Source organism: Roseovarius tolerans (assembly GCF_900109855.1).
Classification (GTDB): Bacteria; Pseudomonadota; Alphaproteobacteria; order Rhodobacterales; family Rhodobacteraceae; genus Roseovarius; species Roseovarius tolerans.
In genome coordinates, this window is record NZ_FOBO01000003.1 from 168,795 (window position 1) to 182,015 (window position 13,221).

The 13,221-nt window shown below is 62.4% G+C and carries 13 protein-coding genes; 5 read left to right on the forward strand and 8 right to left on the reverse strand.

The window, feature by feature from the left end:
- Positions 1-317 precede the first annotated feature (317 nt).
- The 7 genes from BMX04_RS03975 to BMX04_RS04000 all read right to left on the reverse strand — a co-directional run bounded on the left by BMX04_RS03975 (position 318) and on the right by BMX04_RS04000 (position 6,659).
- Positions 318-1,616: a branched-chain amino acid ABC transporter permease gene (locus BMX04_RS03975; RefSeq protein ID WP_074785105.1), complete on the reverse strand. Its 1,299-nt coding sequence runs from the start codon at positions 1,614-1,616 to the stop codon at positions 318-320.
- Entirely contained in the window at positions 1,613-2,623 is a 1,011-nt protein-coding gene (locus BMX04_RS03980; protein WP_074785106.1) for a branched-chain amino acid ABC transporter permease, read from the reverse strand. Before BMX04_RS03980 ends, BMX04_RS03975 begins: the two co-directional genes overlap by 4 nt.
- The gene (locus BMX04_RS03985; RefSeq protein WP_074785107.1) at positions 2,624-3,331 is read right to left on the reverse strand and encodes an ABC transporter ATP-binding protein; all 708 of its coding nucleotides are present in this window, start codon (positions 3,329-3,331) and stop codon (positions 2,624-2,626) included.
- Positions 3,328-4,110 (reverse strand): ABC transporter ATP-binding protein, encoded by a 783-nt coding sequence (locus BMX04_RS03990; RefSeq protein WP_074785108.1) that lies wholly within the window; start codon positions 4,108-4,110, stop codon positions 3,328-3,330. The genes BMX04_RS03985 and BMX04_RS03990 overlap by 4 nt, the downstream gene beginning before the upstream one ends.
- A gap of 94 nt (positions 4,111-4,204) precedes the next feature.
- Positions 4,205-5,377 (reverse strand): ABC transporter substrate-binding protein, encoded by a 1,173-nt coding sequence (locus BMX04_RS03995; RefSeq protein ID WP_420876397.1) that lies wholly within the window; start codon positions 5,375-5,377, stop codon positions 4,205-4,207.
- 734 nt (positions 5,378-6,111) lie between these two features.
- The gene (locus BMX04_RS19330) at positions 6,112-6,252 is read right to left on the reverse strand and encodes a hypothetical protein (protein ID WP_175477321.1); all 141 of its coding nucleotides are present in this window, start codon (positions 6,250-6,252) and stop codon (positions 6,112-6,114) included.
- A 5-nt stretch (positions 6,253-6,257) separates the two neighbouring features.
- Positions 6,258-6,659: a helix-turn-helix domain-containing protein gene (locus tag BMX04_RS04000; protein WP_074785110.1), complete on the reverse strand. Its 402-nt coding sequence runs from the start codon at positions 6,657-6,659 to the stop codon at positions 6,258-6,260.
- Between the two features lie 172 nt (positions 6,660-6,831).
- Here BMX04_RS04000 and BMX04_RS04005 point away from each other — a divergent pair, with 172 nt between their 5' ends.
- The 5 genes from BMX04_RS04005 to BMX04_RS04025 all read left to right on the forward strand — a co-directional run bounded on the left by BMX04_RS04005 (position 6,832) and on the right by BMX04_RS04025 (position 11,426).
- On the forward strand, positions 6,832-7,380 hold the full coding sequence (locus BMX04_RS04005) for a DUF6512 family protein (RefSeq protein ID WP_074785111.1): 549 nt from the start codon (positions 6,832-6,834) through the stop codon (positions 7,378-7,380).
- Between the two features lie 314 nt (positions 7,381-7,694).
- Entirely contained in the window at positions 7,695-8,105 is a 411-nt protein-coding gene (locus tag BMX04_RS04010) for a thermonuclease family protein (RefSeq protein ID WP_074785214.1), read from the forward strand.
- A 578-nt stretch (positions 8,106-8,683) separates the two neighbouring features.
- Entirely contained in the window at positions 8,684-9,037 is a 354-nt protein-coding gene (locus BMX04_RS04015; RefSeq protein WP_074785112.1) for a CidA/LrgA family protein, read from the forward strand.
- Entirely contained in the window at positions 9,034-9,750 is a 717-nt protein-coding gene (locus tag BMX04_RS04020; protein ID WP_074785113.1) for an LrgB family protein, read from the forward strand. Before BMX04_RS04015 ends, BMX04_RS04020 begins: the two co-directional genes overlap by 4 nt.
- A 110-nt stretch (positions 9,751-9,860) precedes the next feature.
- Entirely contained in the window at positions 9,861-11,426 is a 1,566-nt protein-coding gene (locus tag BMX04_RS04025; RefSeq protein ID WP_074785114.1) for a Na/Pi cotransporter family protein, read from the forward strand.
- A 124-nt stretch (positions 11,427-11,550) separates the two neighbouring features.
- On the opposite strand, the gene BMX04_RS04030 is transcribed toward BMX04_RS04025, so the two are convergent.
- Positions 11,551-13,209, reverse strand: a complete 1,659-nt coding sequence (locus BMX04_RS04030; protein WP_074785115.1) for a Na/Pi cotransporter family protein — start codon at positions 13,207-13,209, stop codon at positions 11,551-11,553.
- Positions 13,210-13,221 lie beyond the last annotated feature (12 nt).

Below are 13,221 nucleotides of genomic sequence, written 5' to 3' on the forward strand. Positions count from 1 at the left end.
CGGTTCTGAGCCCAACCCGGAAACGTCAAATCCTCGCCGCGCGCGCTCGCAGAGAAATTGCCACGGCAACGCTGAAAAATTGGCGCTAAGCCGCGGCGAGATAAGCTGCAATTCAGGCAAGCCGCAGCAAGTTTTCACCGACGACGGCCGGGTCGCGGACAAAGCCGCCTGACGCATCTGCGAAATCATGTTCTCCCGAACGGTTGCAGCCCCGGCGCTCCACTTATCTGACCAAAGTGGGTGGCACCCCGGATGCGCTTCTCGGCGAAACCAAGACGCGGCGCGGCTATAAGAGACAGCCTGTCGACGTTCCGCCACTACCGTTCCGGTATCAAGCCTTTTGGCGCGAACCGCATCACGACGAGCAGGATCGTGCCCATCATCAGGTAGCGCATGTAAGCCGCCCCGCCGACCAGGTGCTGCGCCAGGTCGGAGTCTTCGCCAAGCGGCCAGGTTACCGTCGCCATGAACCAGTTGCCAAAGGGCTCGGCCTGCACCCACAGGAACCAGATGATGAAACCGCCCAGAACCGCACCCCAGTTGTTCCCGGAACCGCCGAGGATCACCATCACCCAAACGAGGAAGGTGAACCGCAGCGGGATGTAGCTGGTCGGCGTGAGCTGACCCTCGAGCGTGGTCAGCATGGCGCCCGCAACGCCGCAGGTGAAGCAGCCAAGGACGAAGGTCTGCAAGTGACGCGCCTTGACGTTCTTGCCCATGGCGGCGGCGGCGTCTCGGTTGTCGCGGATGGCGCGCATCATCCGCCCCCAGGGCGAGCGCAGCGCGCGTTCCGCGAACCACATGATGATCGCCAGAACGGTGATGAACAGCGCCGCGTAGCACAGCTTGACGAAGAGGCCGGCGGCATCCGCGATATCCGCGGCACCGAAGAAATTGGCCAGCCCGATGAACCAGTCCTGCTCAACAAGATTAATCTCGTAGGGAACAGGGCGCGGAATGCCGGTGACGTTTTTCACACCACGCGACAGCCACTCCTCGTACTTGATGACGGCGATGATGATCTCGGCGATGCCAAGCGTGGCGATCGCCAGGTAGTCGGCGCGCAGCCCCAGCGCGATGCGCCCGATGAACCAGCCCGCCCCGGCCGCGACAAGGCCGCCAATCGGCCAGGCCAACACCACCGGCAAGCCAGCACCGCCGAGATAGCCGCTCAGCGCGGGGTCGATCGCCTCGATCGCGTCGGTCGCGGGACCGAAGAAATACCCGATGACGAAATAGCCGGCCACCAGCAGCACCAGCGTCACCGGTAGCCTGAGCGCCCGAGGCACCGTGCGCCGCGCGAAGATGATCGCGGCCACCGTGGCAGCGAGGCTCAGGACCGATAGCGCGATGTCGCCGCCGGCCACGGCCCAGGCCTCGGTTACGGGTGGCATGGAGACCAGCACCGCCGTCAGCCCGCCCAGTGCCGTGAAGCCCATGACGCCGACATTGAAGAGGCCCGCATAGCCCCACTGCATGTTGACGCCCAGTGCCATCACTGCGGAGATGACGCAGAGATTGAAGATGCCGAAGGCGACGTTCCAGCTCTGATAGAGGCCGACCATGATCAGCACCAGGCCCATGAGGCCGTATAGGAGCGCAACCCTCTGCGTCATATCACTTTCCCGCGGATGATGCCTGTCGGTCTGATCAACAGGACCGCGACAAGGATGATGAAGGAGACCGCGAACTTGTAGTCCGTGGACAGCAGCTGGACGAGCCCGTCCGGTGCCCAGTCCGCCGGGCCGAGATAGGCCAGGAACTTCTTGTAGGCGTAGGTCACCATCACCTCGGAGAAGGCGACAATGAAGGCCCCAAGGATCGCGCCCACCGGCTGACCGATGCCGCCGAGAATGGTCGCGGCGAAGATCGGCAGCAGAATCTGCAGAAAGATGAACGGCTTGTAGGTCTTGTCGAGGCCGTAGAGCGTCCCGGCGATGGCGGCTAGCGAGGCGGCGATGATCCAGGCGATCATGACCACGCGCTCAGGGTTTATGCCGCACAGGAGCGCCAGATCCTCGTCGTCCGAATAGGCACGCATCGCCTTGCCGGAGCGTGTCTTCTGCAAGAACCAGAACAGCCAGACGACGACGACGAGGGCGACGACGACGGTGATCACCTGGCTCTGCTTGATGGCGATGCCCTCGTCGAGGCCGAGCAGGTCACGCGACGCAAACGCGCCGATGATGAAGCGCTGGCCGTCGGCGAAGCTCTGGTCGGCCGGGCCGATGATGATACGGATCAGCCCTGCCAGCACGAACATGACGCCGACCGAGACGATGGCGAAGACGATCGGGTTGGAGCGCTGCCGTCGGTAGAAACGAAAGACCATGCGGTCCGTGAGCAGCGCGACGCCGATCGCCGCCAGCACGCCCACCGGCAGGGCCAGGAGCGCGGTCGGGAAGGGCGCGATGCTGACCCCCATGTCCTGAAGGAACCATGTCACGAGGATCGTGATCATGGTGCCAAACGACATCAGCTCGCCGTGCGAGAAGTTGGCGAATTTCAGAATCCCGAAGATGATGGTGACGCCGAGCGCCCCCAGGGCAAGCTGCGCGCCATAGGCCGTCGCCGGAACGACGACGAAGTTGGCAAACAGTGCAAGTGCGTTAAGGATCTCCATTCAACCCCCCAGAAAGGACCGGCGCACTTCTTCGTTGGCAAGAAGCGCTTCGCCCGTGTCGGTAAATCGGTTGCGGCCCTGAACCATGACGAAGCCATGATCGGCGATCTCCAGCGCCTGACGCGCGTTCTGCTCGACCATCAGGATGGCGACGCCGGTCTTGGCGATCTCCAGGATCTTGTCGAACAGCTCATCCATCACGATTGGCGAAACCCCGGCCGTTGGCTCGTCCAGCATCAACAGATCCGGGCGCGTCATCAGCGCGCGTCCGACGGCCACCTGCTGGCGCTGCCCGCCGGACAGCTCGCCCGCTGGCTGGTTGCGTTTCTCGGCCAGGATCGGGAACAGGCCGAAGACCTGATCCTTGGTGTCCTCGATCTCGTTGTCCTCGCGGATGAAGGCCCCCATTTCGAGGTTCTCTTCCACGGTCAGCGAGACAAAGACGTTGCGGTTCTGCGGCACGAAGGCCATCCCCTGCGGCACCCGGTCCTGCGGGGCAAGTTTGCTAATGTCCTTGCCGTTCAGCGTGACCGCACCCTCGCGCAGGTCGAGCATGCCGAAGACAGCCTTCATCGCCGTCGATTTTCCAGCACCGTTCGGGCCGACGACAACAGCTATCTCGCCTTTCTCCACGGTGATGGTGCAGTCGTGGATGATATCGGCAGCGCCATATCCGCAGGTCATGCCGGTCGCGCTCAGGAAACTCATGCCGGTGCCTTCCGCTGCTGCTTGCGGCCGGTGCCGAGATAGGCCTCGATGACCTCTTCGTTGTTCTTGACCTCCTCGATGGTGCCTTGGGTGAGCAGCTTGCCATCGGCCATGACGATGACGGGGTCGCACAGGCGCGCAATGAAATCCATATCGTGCTCGATCAGGCAGAAGGTGTAGCCGCGCTCCTCGTTGAGGCGCTTGATCGACGTGGCGATGGTGTTCAAAAGCGTGCGGTTCACCCCGGCGCCGACCTCGTCGAGAAAGACGATCTTGGCGTCCACCATCATGGTGCGGCCCAGTTCCAGCAGCTTCTTCTGGCCACCTGAGAGATTGCCCGCAAGCTCGTCCTTCAGGTGGTCGATCTCGAGAAAATCGACCACCTCCAGCGCCCGCTCAAGGTTCTTCGCCTCGACCGCTTTCACTTGGCCAAAATTGAACCAGCTGTGGCGCAGTTGCTCGCCCGGCTGATCGCCGGGAACGACCAGCAAATTTTCCAACACAGTCAGCGTCGAGAACTCGTGCGCGATCTGGAAGGTGCGCAGCAGGCCCTTGTGGAAAAGCGCGTGCGGCTCGAGGCCGGTCACGTCCTCGCCATCCAGATAAATGGTGCCGGAGGACGGCGGAAAGACGCCCGCGACGATGTTGAACAGCGTCGTCTTCCCGGCACCGTTGGGGCCGATCAGTCCAGTGATCGAGCCCTTCTCGATCGACAGCGAGACGCCATCGACCGCGCGGATGCCGCCGAAATTCTTGGCGACGTTTTCGACCGTTATCATTCAATCAATCCTGGTTGCCGGTAAACAAGGAACGGCCAAGGATCGAGATCCCTGGACCGTTCCCGAGACGGTAGGCCGTCGTCCGGCGACGCCCTCAGTGGTACATCACCGTTTCGAACTTGCCGCCCTTGACTTCCGTCTCGCGGAAGCTGCCCGAGGACTCGCCCGGCTCGATCAGCTCCAGCGCGGTGCCGCCGACATAGTCGATCTCGCCGCCGTCAGCCAAGATCTTCAGGCCCTTTGCAAGCTCGCCGGGATAGATCTTCTCGCCCGGGGCGTTGGCGACGTCGAACACCTTGTCCTTGTAGACCGCGCTGTCGGTCGACTCGGCCGCCTGCATTGCGAGCAGCATGATCGCCGAGGCGTCGTAGGCCTCGGGCACATAGGGGTCGTCGCCCTTGAAATCCTTGCCTTCCGCAAGCTCGGCCAACATCGAGGCGCCCGGGCTGTCGGTGCCCGGATTGGTGCCGATGGAGCCGTCCAGCGCCTCGCCGAAGTGATTGGTCAGCGCCTCGCCGACCATGCCGTCCGGCAGCACGAACTTGCCGAAGGCGCCGGTATCGAGCGAGGCCTGGATCATGCCCTTGCCGCCCTGGTCGAGATACCCGGCCACGATCAGCACTTCGCCACCGGCCGACGCCAGCGTGCCGACCTCGGCCGAATAGTCGGCCTTGCCGTCCTCATGCGCCGCGACGACGGTGATCTCGCCGCCAGCGTCCTCGAAGGCCGCCTGAATCGCATCGGCAAGACCCTTGCCGTAGTCGTTGTTGGTGTAGGTCAGCGCGGCCGAAGAGATGCCGCGACGCTCAAGGATGTCGGCGATGATCTGGCCCTGACGCGCGTCCGAGGGGGCCGTGCGGAAGAAATAGCCACCGTCTTCGATCGTCGACAACGCCGGCGAGGTTGCCGACGGCGAGATCATGACGATGCCGTTCGCGCGCACGACGTTGTTGAGAACCGCCGTCGTGGCACCCGAGCAGGTTGCCCCGTTGATGCCTTGAACGCCCTCGGATGTTATCAGGCGCTCGGCCGCGGCCGTGGCAGCGGCCGCGTCGATGCAGGTGCTATCGCCTCGGACCGTGACCACCTCGCGGCCACCGAGGAAAATGCCGCTGTCCGACACCTCCTTGATCGCCATTTCGCCGCCAAGCGCCATCGGTTTGACAAGCGACTCGGTCGGGCCCGTAAAGCCCTGCATCATGCCGATCTTGACCGGTTCCTGCGCCGATGCGCCCGTCGCGACGGTCGCCCAGAGCGCGGCCGACATAAGTGTGGCAGATAGTTTTCTCATGGTTAGACCTCCCATTTGGTTTTGCGTCAGTTGGTCGTTGGAGGGGGAGTATACATATTGAAATCAATGTTTCCACCCATCGTTATGTCAGGGGCGACACGTGGATCGTCATGCATCGGCTCTGCGACCGGTGGGGTCGGACCAAGTTTCAAGGTCATTGACGGCTTGTCGAATGGCCGGACCAAATTCAGGGGTCAGGTGGGTGCTTGAACGGCCCGTTCGGCGAAGTTTGCCGCGATGTCGCAATCGCCATGCCTCCAGTGCAAGGGCTGGGTGGGACAAATAACCAAAAGATTTGCCGCGCCAGCATCAGACCAGTTTGGCCGCACATCGGTCATTCGTCACACGCACTGCGAAGATCCGCTCTTATCAGCCCCGCCGTCTCGCGCCATGACCGTTCCGGGGCTGGAAGTGGTCGCATGCAGATGTGGCATGTGACGCACTGACGTCGGTCAAAAGGGGCTCTCACCGGACCTTAGCCGCAAAGCGCCCCGATGACAGCTATGTCCCGCATAGCATACCTCCGCGAGATGACCGATGCTGCGCGCAGTCGCCCACGACCGCTTTTGAAATGCCGCGCCGCGGTGTTGGCATGTCGTGTGAAGCTCCGGAATGGGCCGGTCGCGACTATTACATCAGGAGGACTGGCCCGGTAATTGGTGTGTCCCGATTGTCGAGTTACTCGTCCGGGAGCTGTGCACTTCTCTTTCCTACGCCTTTCTGGCCTCACAGACACGCCGCAACAACTGCACGCGCCGTAAGGTCGGTGCCGGATCAAGATCCAGGCTGATCATCCGCAGGAAAACGAGCCAGTCGCGCTCATTCACGGTGAGCTCTTCCATATGTTTCATCTCGCTCACCTTCCGAAGATCGCGTTGATAGCGGCCTGCGCGCGGCTGGTCAGGCGCGGATCGCTGTTGCCGGAGGCGGCACGGATCGCTTCGATCCAGCCCAGCTCGTTCGCGGTGACCGGAGACCCGAATATCTCGATCACCGCCGCCGCCGCCGTCCGCCCAACCGATTGCTCCAGGGAGAGACGCATCAGATAGGCCGGATCACATTCCAAGGCGCGTGCGAGTGCCGGGATGCGATCAAGGGCTGCCTTGGACTTTCCCTGCTTGATCATCGTGATCATGTTCGGATTCACGAACCCTGCCTGTGCGGCGATTTCGGCGTGCGTCTTGCGCGACTTCAGTTCCAGAATGCGACGTTCGACGTATTTCGCGAGACGTGTGTCCTGATGCGGTTTCTTGGTCATCTCTGTTTCTCTCATTTGTGACGCAGCACGCGCTGCTTGCTTGCTTTATAGAAAGCAGTTGCTTGGGGAAGCGTGGCGGGATGAGAAAAACGAAAGCATCATACTGCGGAGTTTTCGGGTCGTTTCGATCTTTGGTTCCACAATTTGCTAGATTTGCACTAGAAGCCGGGACATGAGCAGCCGGACCCGCAGCATTCTCATTTTCGAGCTCGGTGGCGCGGCCTTCATGGTAGCGGTCGGTTCGGCGATGCATTTCCTGTTCGAGCTTGCGGGGGGATGGCCGCCTCTTGCACTGATCGCTGCGGTCAATGAGTCGATCTGGGAGCATCTGAAGCTCGCCTTCTGGCCGGGGCTGTTCTGGGTCGGCGCTGCACCACTCTCAGCCGGGCTGCGCCGACGTGAAGTGCTGGCGGCTAAGGCGCCTGGATTGCTTCTCACGGCGGTTCTGATCGTCGCGGTCTTTACAACCTATGTAACAATCCTGGGCCACAACCTCCTCGCGCTAGACATCGGCACATTCGTTTTTGCCATCGTGATTGGACAGGCCCTGTCTGGTTTTTTGCTGATCGGCGGCGCATTTCAGCGTCGCGCTTTCATACGCGCTGGTCTTGGACTCCTGGGCCTGCAGATAATAGCTTATGGCCTCTTTACCTACATTCCGCCGAATCACTGGCTCTTTATTGAGGCAAGCAGCGGATTGCGGGGTATTCCTGTGCCTTGAAGCCTATGCCGCGCCGAGTTGTGCCGCCTAACCCGCGCCAGTGACAGCCGTGGGCGGCTCAGGCGACAAGCCTTCGTGATAGAGATTGCAGATGCGCTCCACGCTCAGCACCACCGCAAATAGATTCATAAATCGAAACAGACTGTTGAATCCTTGATTTCGATAAAAGTCATAGTTGAGTTACCGCCCAACGGGCATTAGCAGTCTTAGGTAATGCTTCGCCAATTCCGAAAGGCTCGGTGAAAGCGAATTTGAGGCATACGTTGGCACAACAGGAACCCGGGCGAATGACCGCTTCGATAACTTTGCGATCCATGATCTTTCTTGTGGTTGCGCTGACCGTTTCAGGGCTTAGCGCCATGGCAGGTCAATGGGTCGAGGGGCGCGTCACTCACGTCCGCGATGTCGACACGATCGAAGTCAGTAACCTGCCGGTGCGGCTCAACGGCGTTGATGGCCCAGAACTCGATGAGCGCGGCGGACAGGCCGCAAAGCGTTGGATGCAGAAGCTGATCCTGCGTGAGCCGGTGAAGTGCTGGTTGACTGGAGACAAGACTTATGACCGCTGGGTCGGCACTTGCTACACGTCTTCAGATGCGGATATCGGCGCGCTTGCCATTCAAGCGGGGCAGGCGCTAGACTGTGCTCGTTATTCCGGTGGAAAGTATCGACAGTTTGAAACGCAGGAGAGCCGTCGCCTGCCGCAACACGGATACTGCCGATAAGCCACTCCCAATGGTCAGGCGTGCCCCAGCTCCGGCTTTCTGTCATACAGAGCCGCGCTTCGGGGGCTGGAAACCGGCCAGCCTTTGAAGACTTTGTCGCCTACAGATATGGCGACTTGGCCATCCGTATACGTCTCGACAATCAAACCTTGAACTTGTTGGTAAGCATTTAAAATCAAAGTCGCGAACATGCTGCCCCTCACATGTTATTGTTGATTACTGCTCTATCTATGATTGCGCGTCGTAACGACCATTGCAACAAAATTCACGCATCAAGCTTCACCTTTTCAGGATGCAAGCGGTCTGACCAACTGCCGTTCATTTCGTATTGGAATGTCATGCCCTCACGACGCAGTGCTTTACCCGGCCGAGCGGATCTCATACTACCACGGCGGCATGCAGGTCTGGCGTCTGCTTGGCCTGACCGTGGTCGGTGGAAGTTAACGCGAACGCAGGAGTTGCCTGCATCGCGTGACGCCCCGGGCTGGGCGGCCATCCTCGGCTGCGAGATAGGAGTGCAGGCTCAGGACCAAGATGTCATAAAGGGCAGGCGTTCTCTCCTGAAGAGGTAAATTGCCATGCTTCCAACACTCGGGCTGCTTCTGGCCTGCCAACTTATCGGAGAAGTCACCGTCCGGGGCATCGGTCTCTCGATCCCCGGCCCTGTCCTCGGGCTTGCCCTTCTCATCGTCATCCTGCGTCTCAGGCCCGCCCTGGCTGGGGACCTGCGCCCCACCATCTCAGTCATCCTCGCCAACCTGTCGCTGCTCTTCGTGCCAGCGGGCGTCGGCGTAATCGGCAATCTTGATGTGCTGTCCGAGGATTGGTTCGCGCTCCTCGTCGTTCTGGTGCTGTCGACGCTTCTGGCGATGCTGGCCTCCGTCGGCACGTTCATCGCCGTGCGCCGCCTGACCGAGGGACCAGCGAAATGACCGGCGTGGCCAATCTCTGGAGTTATCTTTCCACAACCCCTCTCTTGTGGCTGACCGCGACCATCCTCGCCTACCTCGCCGCGGATGCGATAGCCCGACGGCTGCACAACCATCCGCTCGCCAACCCGGTGATCCTCTCGGTCCTCATCATCGCACCGGTGCTCTGGGTCACGAAGACAGAGTATGCGACCTATTTCGAAGGCGCGCAGTTCATTCACTTCCTGCTCGGCCCCGCGACGATCGCTCTCGCGCTGCCGCTCTGGGACAACCGTGAGACCATCCGCACATCCGTCGCCCCGATCCTGCTGGCGCTCGTGGCCGGCTCGGTGACGGCCGCAGGCTCGGCCATCCTGCTGGCGCAGGCGTTTGGTCTTTCGACCGACGTGATCCTGTCGCTCGCGCCTAAATCGACGACCGCGCCGGTGGCACTCGGCATATCCGAAGCGGTTGGCGGCCTGCCGGCGCTGACGGCGGTGCTGGTGATCCTGACCGGGATCATCGGCGCGGTGATCGTGACACCGCTGATGACCGTGCTGCGTATCAAGGACTGGCGCGCGCGGGGGTTCTCCGTCGGCCTGGCCTCACACGGAATCGGAACGGCGCGCGCCTTTCAGGTCAACCCGACGGCCGGGGCCTATGCCGGCATCGCGATGGCGCTGAATGCCCTGCTCACGAGCCTGATCGTGCCGGTGCTCGTGCGCTGGCTGATATGACGAGCCGGGCGGCCGCCCCCGCGCGGTCTCCGGTTCTGCCCATGTTCCTGACCTGTGGTCGTATTCTGCCGGAGGCGGCCACATTCTATGTGGCAAGGGGTTAACGATACATGTCGGAAACACTGACAGCACTGGGCGGGATCGGCCTGTTTCTTCTTGGCATGAAGATCATGACCGAGGCGCTGCGCGAGGCGGCGGGCTCGAACCTGCGTCGCTTGCTCGCACGGTTCACCACTACGCCGCTGCGGGGCGTGGTGAGCGGCGCGCTCACCACGGCGGTGATCCAATCATCCTCGGCCACCACGGTGATGACCGTGGGGTTCGTGGGGGCCGGGCTTCTGAGTTTCCCGCAGGCGCTCGGGGTGATCTACGGGGCCAATATCGGCACCACCGTGACCGGCTGGATCGTCTCTCTGGTCGGCTTCAAGCTGAAGCTGGGCGCGCTGGCGATGGGGCTCTTGTTCCTTGCGAGCCTCGCCCTCCTCCTGTCGCACGGGCGACTGGCACGGATCGGACGGATCGTGGCGGGCTTCTGCCTGCTCTTCATCGGGCTCGACATGATGCAGGAGGGCATGTCCGGCGCCGCCGCCTGGATCACGCCCGAGCGCACACCAGGGCCGGGATTGGGCGGAATGCTGGCCATGGCCGCACTTGGCTTCGCGATCACGGTGGTGATGCAGTCGTCCTCGGCGGCCATCGCCGTGGTGCTGGTCTTGCTGAGCGGCGGCGCCTTGCCGCTGATCCAGGCCGCAGCGGCGGTCATCGGAATGAACCTGGGCACCACCGTGACCGCGCTGATTGCCACGATCGGCGGATCGCGCGCCATGCAACAGACCGCGATCGCGAACCTATTGTTCAACCTCGGGACCATGGTGCTGGCCTTTCCCATGCTGCTTTTGATCACCGGCCCGCTCGAAACGCTGGCCGCCCGCAGCGGAGCGGACACCGCGCTCGTGCTGTTTCACACCGCGTTCAACCTTCTGGGCACCCTCGTCTTTCTTCCCCTCACCGACCGTTTTGCCACGCTGGTGTCATCGCTGCGGCCGGACCTCGGCGCGCGCGCCCTCCCGGAACTGGACCGCCGCCTTCTGACGGACGAGGGTGCGGCGATTCAGGCTGCGCACGGTGCCATGACCTGGGCCGCGCGCGAAATTTTCGCGGCCTATGCGCTGGCCCTCGGACCACAAGGCGATGTGCGGCGGCTGTCATCACTCACCCCCCGTGTGACCCTCGCGCTCGAGGACCTGAAGGATTTCATGGCCCGGATCTCGGTGCCACACGACAAACCCGCCGAAGCCGCCGCCTACGCGGCGCTGATGCACCAGGTCGACCACCTCGTGCGCCTGGTCGAACAGGCTGAACATCGCGGGTTCGCCCGCGTTCTGAAACATGATCTGGTCACACGGCGACCCGCCCGTTGGTTCGCCGCCTGCCTCTCGCCGACCCGGACGCTGGAGCTTGCCGCCATCGGCACGCACATGGCGCGCATGACCGCTTCGGTCTCGCACCGCTTCACCCGGCACCGGCGCGGCCTTCTGCTGGGCGAGCACGCAGGCCTCTATTCGGTGCAGGAGACCTTTCAGGCCACCGACGCGATACGGTGGCTCAGCCGGATCATGCATAACGTCCAGCGCGTCGGAGAATACGAACACGAGGTTCAAGACAGGTTGGGCTAGGCACTGATCCGCTCCGGACCCCCTCATGGCCATGGCCGCGCAGATCCGACCAACCGCGTGATGCGGGGACGGAGGCAAAACCTCGACTTTCCGAACGCCATCCCGTCGAAGAAACCGGCAAAGCTCAGGACGATGCCAATCGGCTCTCGAGCAATTCTCCACGATCTTCCAGCACCGGATAGGCAATCATCGCGAAAGAGGTGTTCAACATCTTCAGTGCGCGCAGCAGATCGAGATGGATCGCACTGGTTTCGAACGTCTCGGCCAGACCTTTGCGAAGCCGCTTGAGATGCCTGCGCTGCAGGTTCTGCTCCAGATCGCGAACCTGCTCCTTCTGCTCGACCAATTCCCGCGCAAGGCCGATATCTTCCGACATCAACACCGAGATCCCGTGCTGCACATTGCGCAACACCACGTCGTGAAAATCCGATAGCTCGCGCCACCCCTCGGGCGAGAACTCCAGGTTCTCTACATCCTTGGCCCGTGCGAGATCGACCATCTTGCGCGCGATCACATCCGCACCCGCCTCGAGGTTGACCGCGATCCCCGACAACTCGAAGGCGCGATTGCTGGTGTCCTCGTCCGGATCGTGGCTGCGCACACGCGAAAGGTATGTGCGAATATCGAGCGACATCTGGCTCAGGGCCTTCACCTCGGCGCGCTGCGCTTTCGCCGTGGCATCATCATAGCGTTCGAACAAACCGATGCCGGTGCGCAGCATGATCTCGATGCGATGCGCCATTTCCACCAGTTCCCGCTGTGCGCAGCCAAACGCGCGCTTCGGCTGGTTCTGAACCGTCGGATCGAGCGCGCTGCGCGACGCGCCCTCCGCCTGCAACTGCGGCTCATCCGGCACGATCATCCTGGCCATCTTCATGAAGGGTCCGACCAGTGGCAGGCTGACCAGAAGCAGCACGACATTGAACGCCAGATGCACAAAGAGCGCCTGATGCCCTGCATTCATGTCCAGGCCGGCAAACGGCAGGTCATGGTTCGCCAGCCACACCAACAGGGCACCAGCCCCGCCGCCGCGCAATACCAGGTTGCACCAGACAACCCGACGAACCGCGCTTTCGGCATTGAGGGTCAGCACCACGGCGACGATCGAGCCGCCAAGATTGGCCCCGAGGACCATCGCGAACGCTACGTCCACGGGCATGACGCCCTCCGCCGCCAGCGTCGCGAATAGCAGCACGGCGGCCACGCTGGAATGAACCAGCCACGCAAAGAGCGCGGCGATCACGAAGGCCAGAAGCGCGTCCTCAGCCAGATAGAGCATGGCGACCTCAGCGCCCGACATGCCAGTCAGCGGAAGGCTCGCCTCGCGGATCAGGTCAAGCGACAGGAAAACCAGGGACAATCCGATCAGGATTCGCCCAACCTGCCGCATCCGCCGGGCCGAACTGCGCAAGAAGATCATGACACCCGCCAGCAGCAAAACCGGCGTAACCACGGCAAGCTGCGAACTCAGCACCAAGGCGACGATCGCCGAGCCGAGATCGGCACCAAGCATGATCGCAAGGCCCGCCACGCTACCAATCGCGCCGGTCGTGACAAACCCCGCCATCAGCACCGCCACGGCGGTCGAGCTTTGCATCAGCACTGCCGTCGCCGCCCCCGACCCCGCCGCCGCGAGGCGGTTCGAGGTCGAGCGGCGCAGCCAGAGCCGCAGCTTGGCGCCAAGCGCCCGTTCAAACCCCGTGCGCACCAGCCGGACAGCCCAGATCAGCAGGGCCGCGGCTGCGGCCATGTTGACGACAAAGAGAACGGGTGTGCTTTCCATAAGGCTCCAAGG

What these genes read in the sequence shown, in the direction of transcription:
- BMX04_RS03980 (WP_074785106.1), bottom strand. Translation starts at nt 2,623, where the DNA reads ATGGAGATCCTTAACGCACTTGCACTGTTTGCCAACTTCGTCGTCGTT.
- BMX04_RS03985 (WP_074785107.1), bottom strand. Translation starts at nt 3,331, where the DNA reads ATGAGTTTCCTGAGCGCGACCGGCATGACCTGCGGATATGGCGCTGCC.
- BMX04_RS19330 (WP_175477321.1), bottom strand. Translation starts at nt 6,252, where the DNA reads ATGAAACATATGGAAGAGCTCACCGTGAATGAGCGCGACTGGCTCGTT.
- BMX04_RS03995 (WP_420876397.1), bottom strand. Translation starts at nt 5,377, where the DNA reads ATGTCGGCCGCGCTCTGGGCGACCGTCGCGACGGGCGCATCGGCGCAG.
- BMX04_RS04025 (WP_074785114.1), top strand. Translation starts at nt 9,861, where the DNA reads ATGTCGGAAACACTGACAGCACTGGGCGGGATCGGCCTGTTTCTTCTT.
- BMX04_RS03975 (WP_074785105.1), bottom strand. Translation starts at nt 1,616, where the DNA reads ATGACGCAGAGGGTTGCGCTCCTATACGGCCTCATGGGCCTGGTGCTG.
- BMX04_RS04015 (WP_074785112.1), top strand. Translation starts at nt 8,684, where the DNA reads ATGCTTCCAACACTCGGGCTGCTTCTGGCCTGCCAACTTATCGGAGAA.
- BMX04_RS04020 (WP_074785113.1), top strand. Translation starts at nt 9,034, where the DNA reads ATGACCGGCGTGGCCAATCTCTGGAGTTATCTTTCCACAACCCCTCTC.
- BMX04_RS04030 (WP_074785115.1), bottom strand. Translation starts at nt 13,209, where the DNA reads ATGGAAAGCACACCCGTTCTCTTTGTCGTCAACATGGCCGCAGCCGCG.
- BMX04_RS03990 (WP_074785108.1), bottom strand. Translation starts at nt 4,110, where the DNA reads ATGATAACGGTCGAAAACGTCGCCAAGAATTTCGGCGGCATCCGCGCG.
- BMX04_RS04000 (WP_074785110.1), bottom strand. Translation starts at nt 6,659, where the DNA reads ATGACCAAGAAACCGCATCAGGACACACGTCTCGCGAAATACGTCGAA.
- BMX04_RS04010 (WP_074785214.1), top strand. Translation starts at nt 7,695, where the DNA reads ATGATCTTTCTTGTGGTTGCGCTGACCGTTTCAGGGCTTAGCGCCATG.
- BMX04_RS04005 (WP_074785111.1), top strand. Translation starts at nt 6,832, where the DNA reads ATGAGCAGCCGGACCCGCAGCATTCTCATTTTCGAGCTCGGTGGCGCG.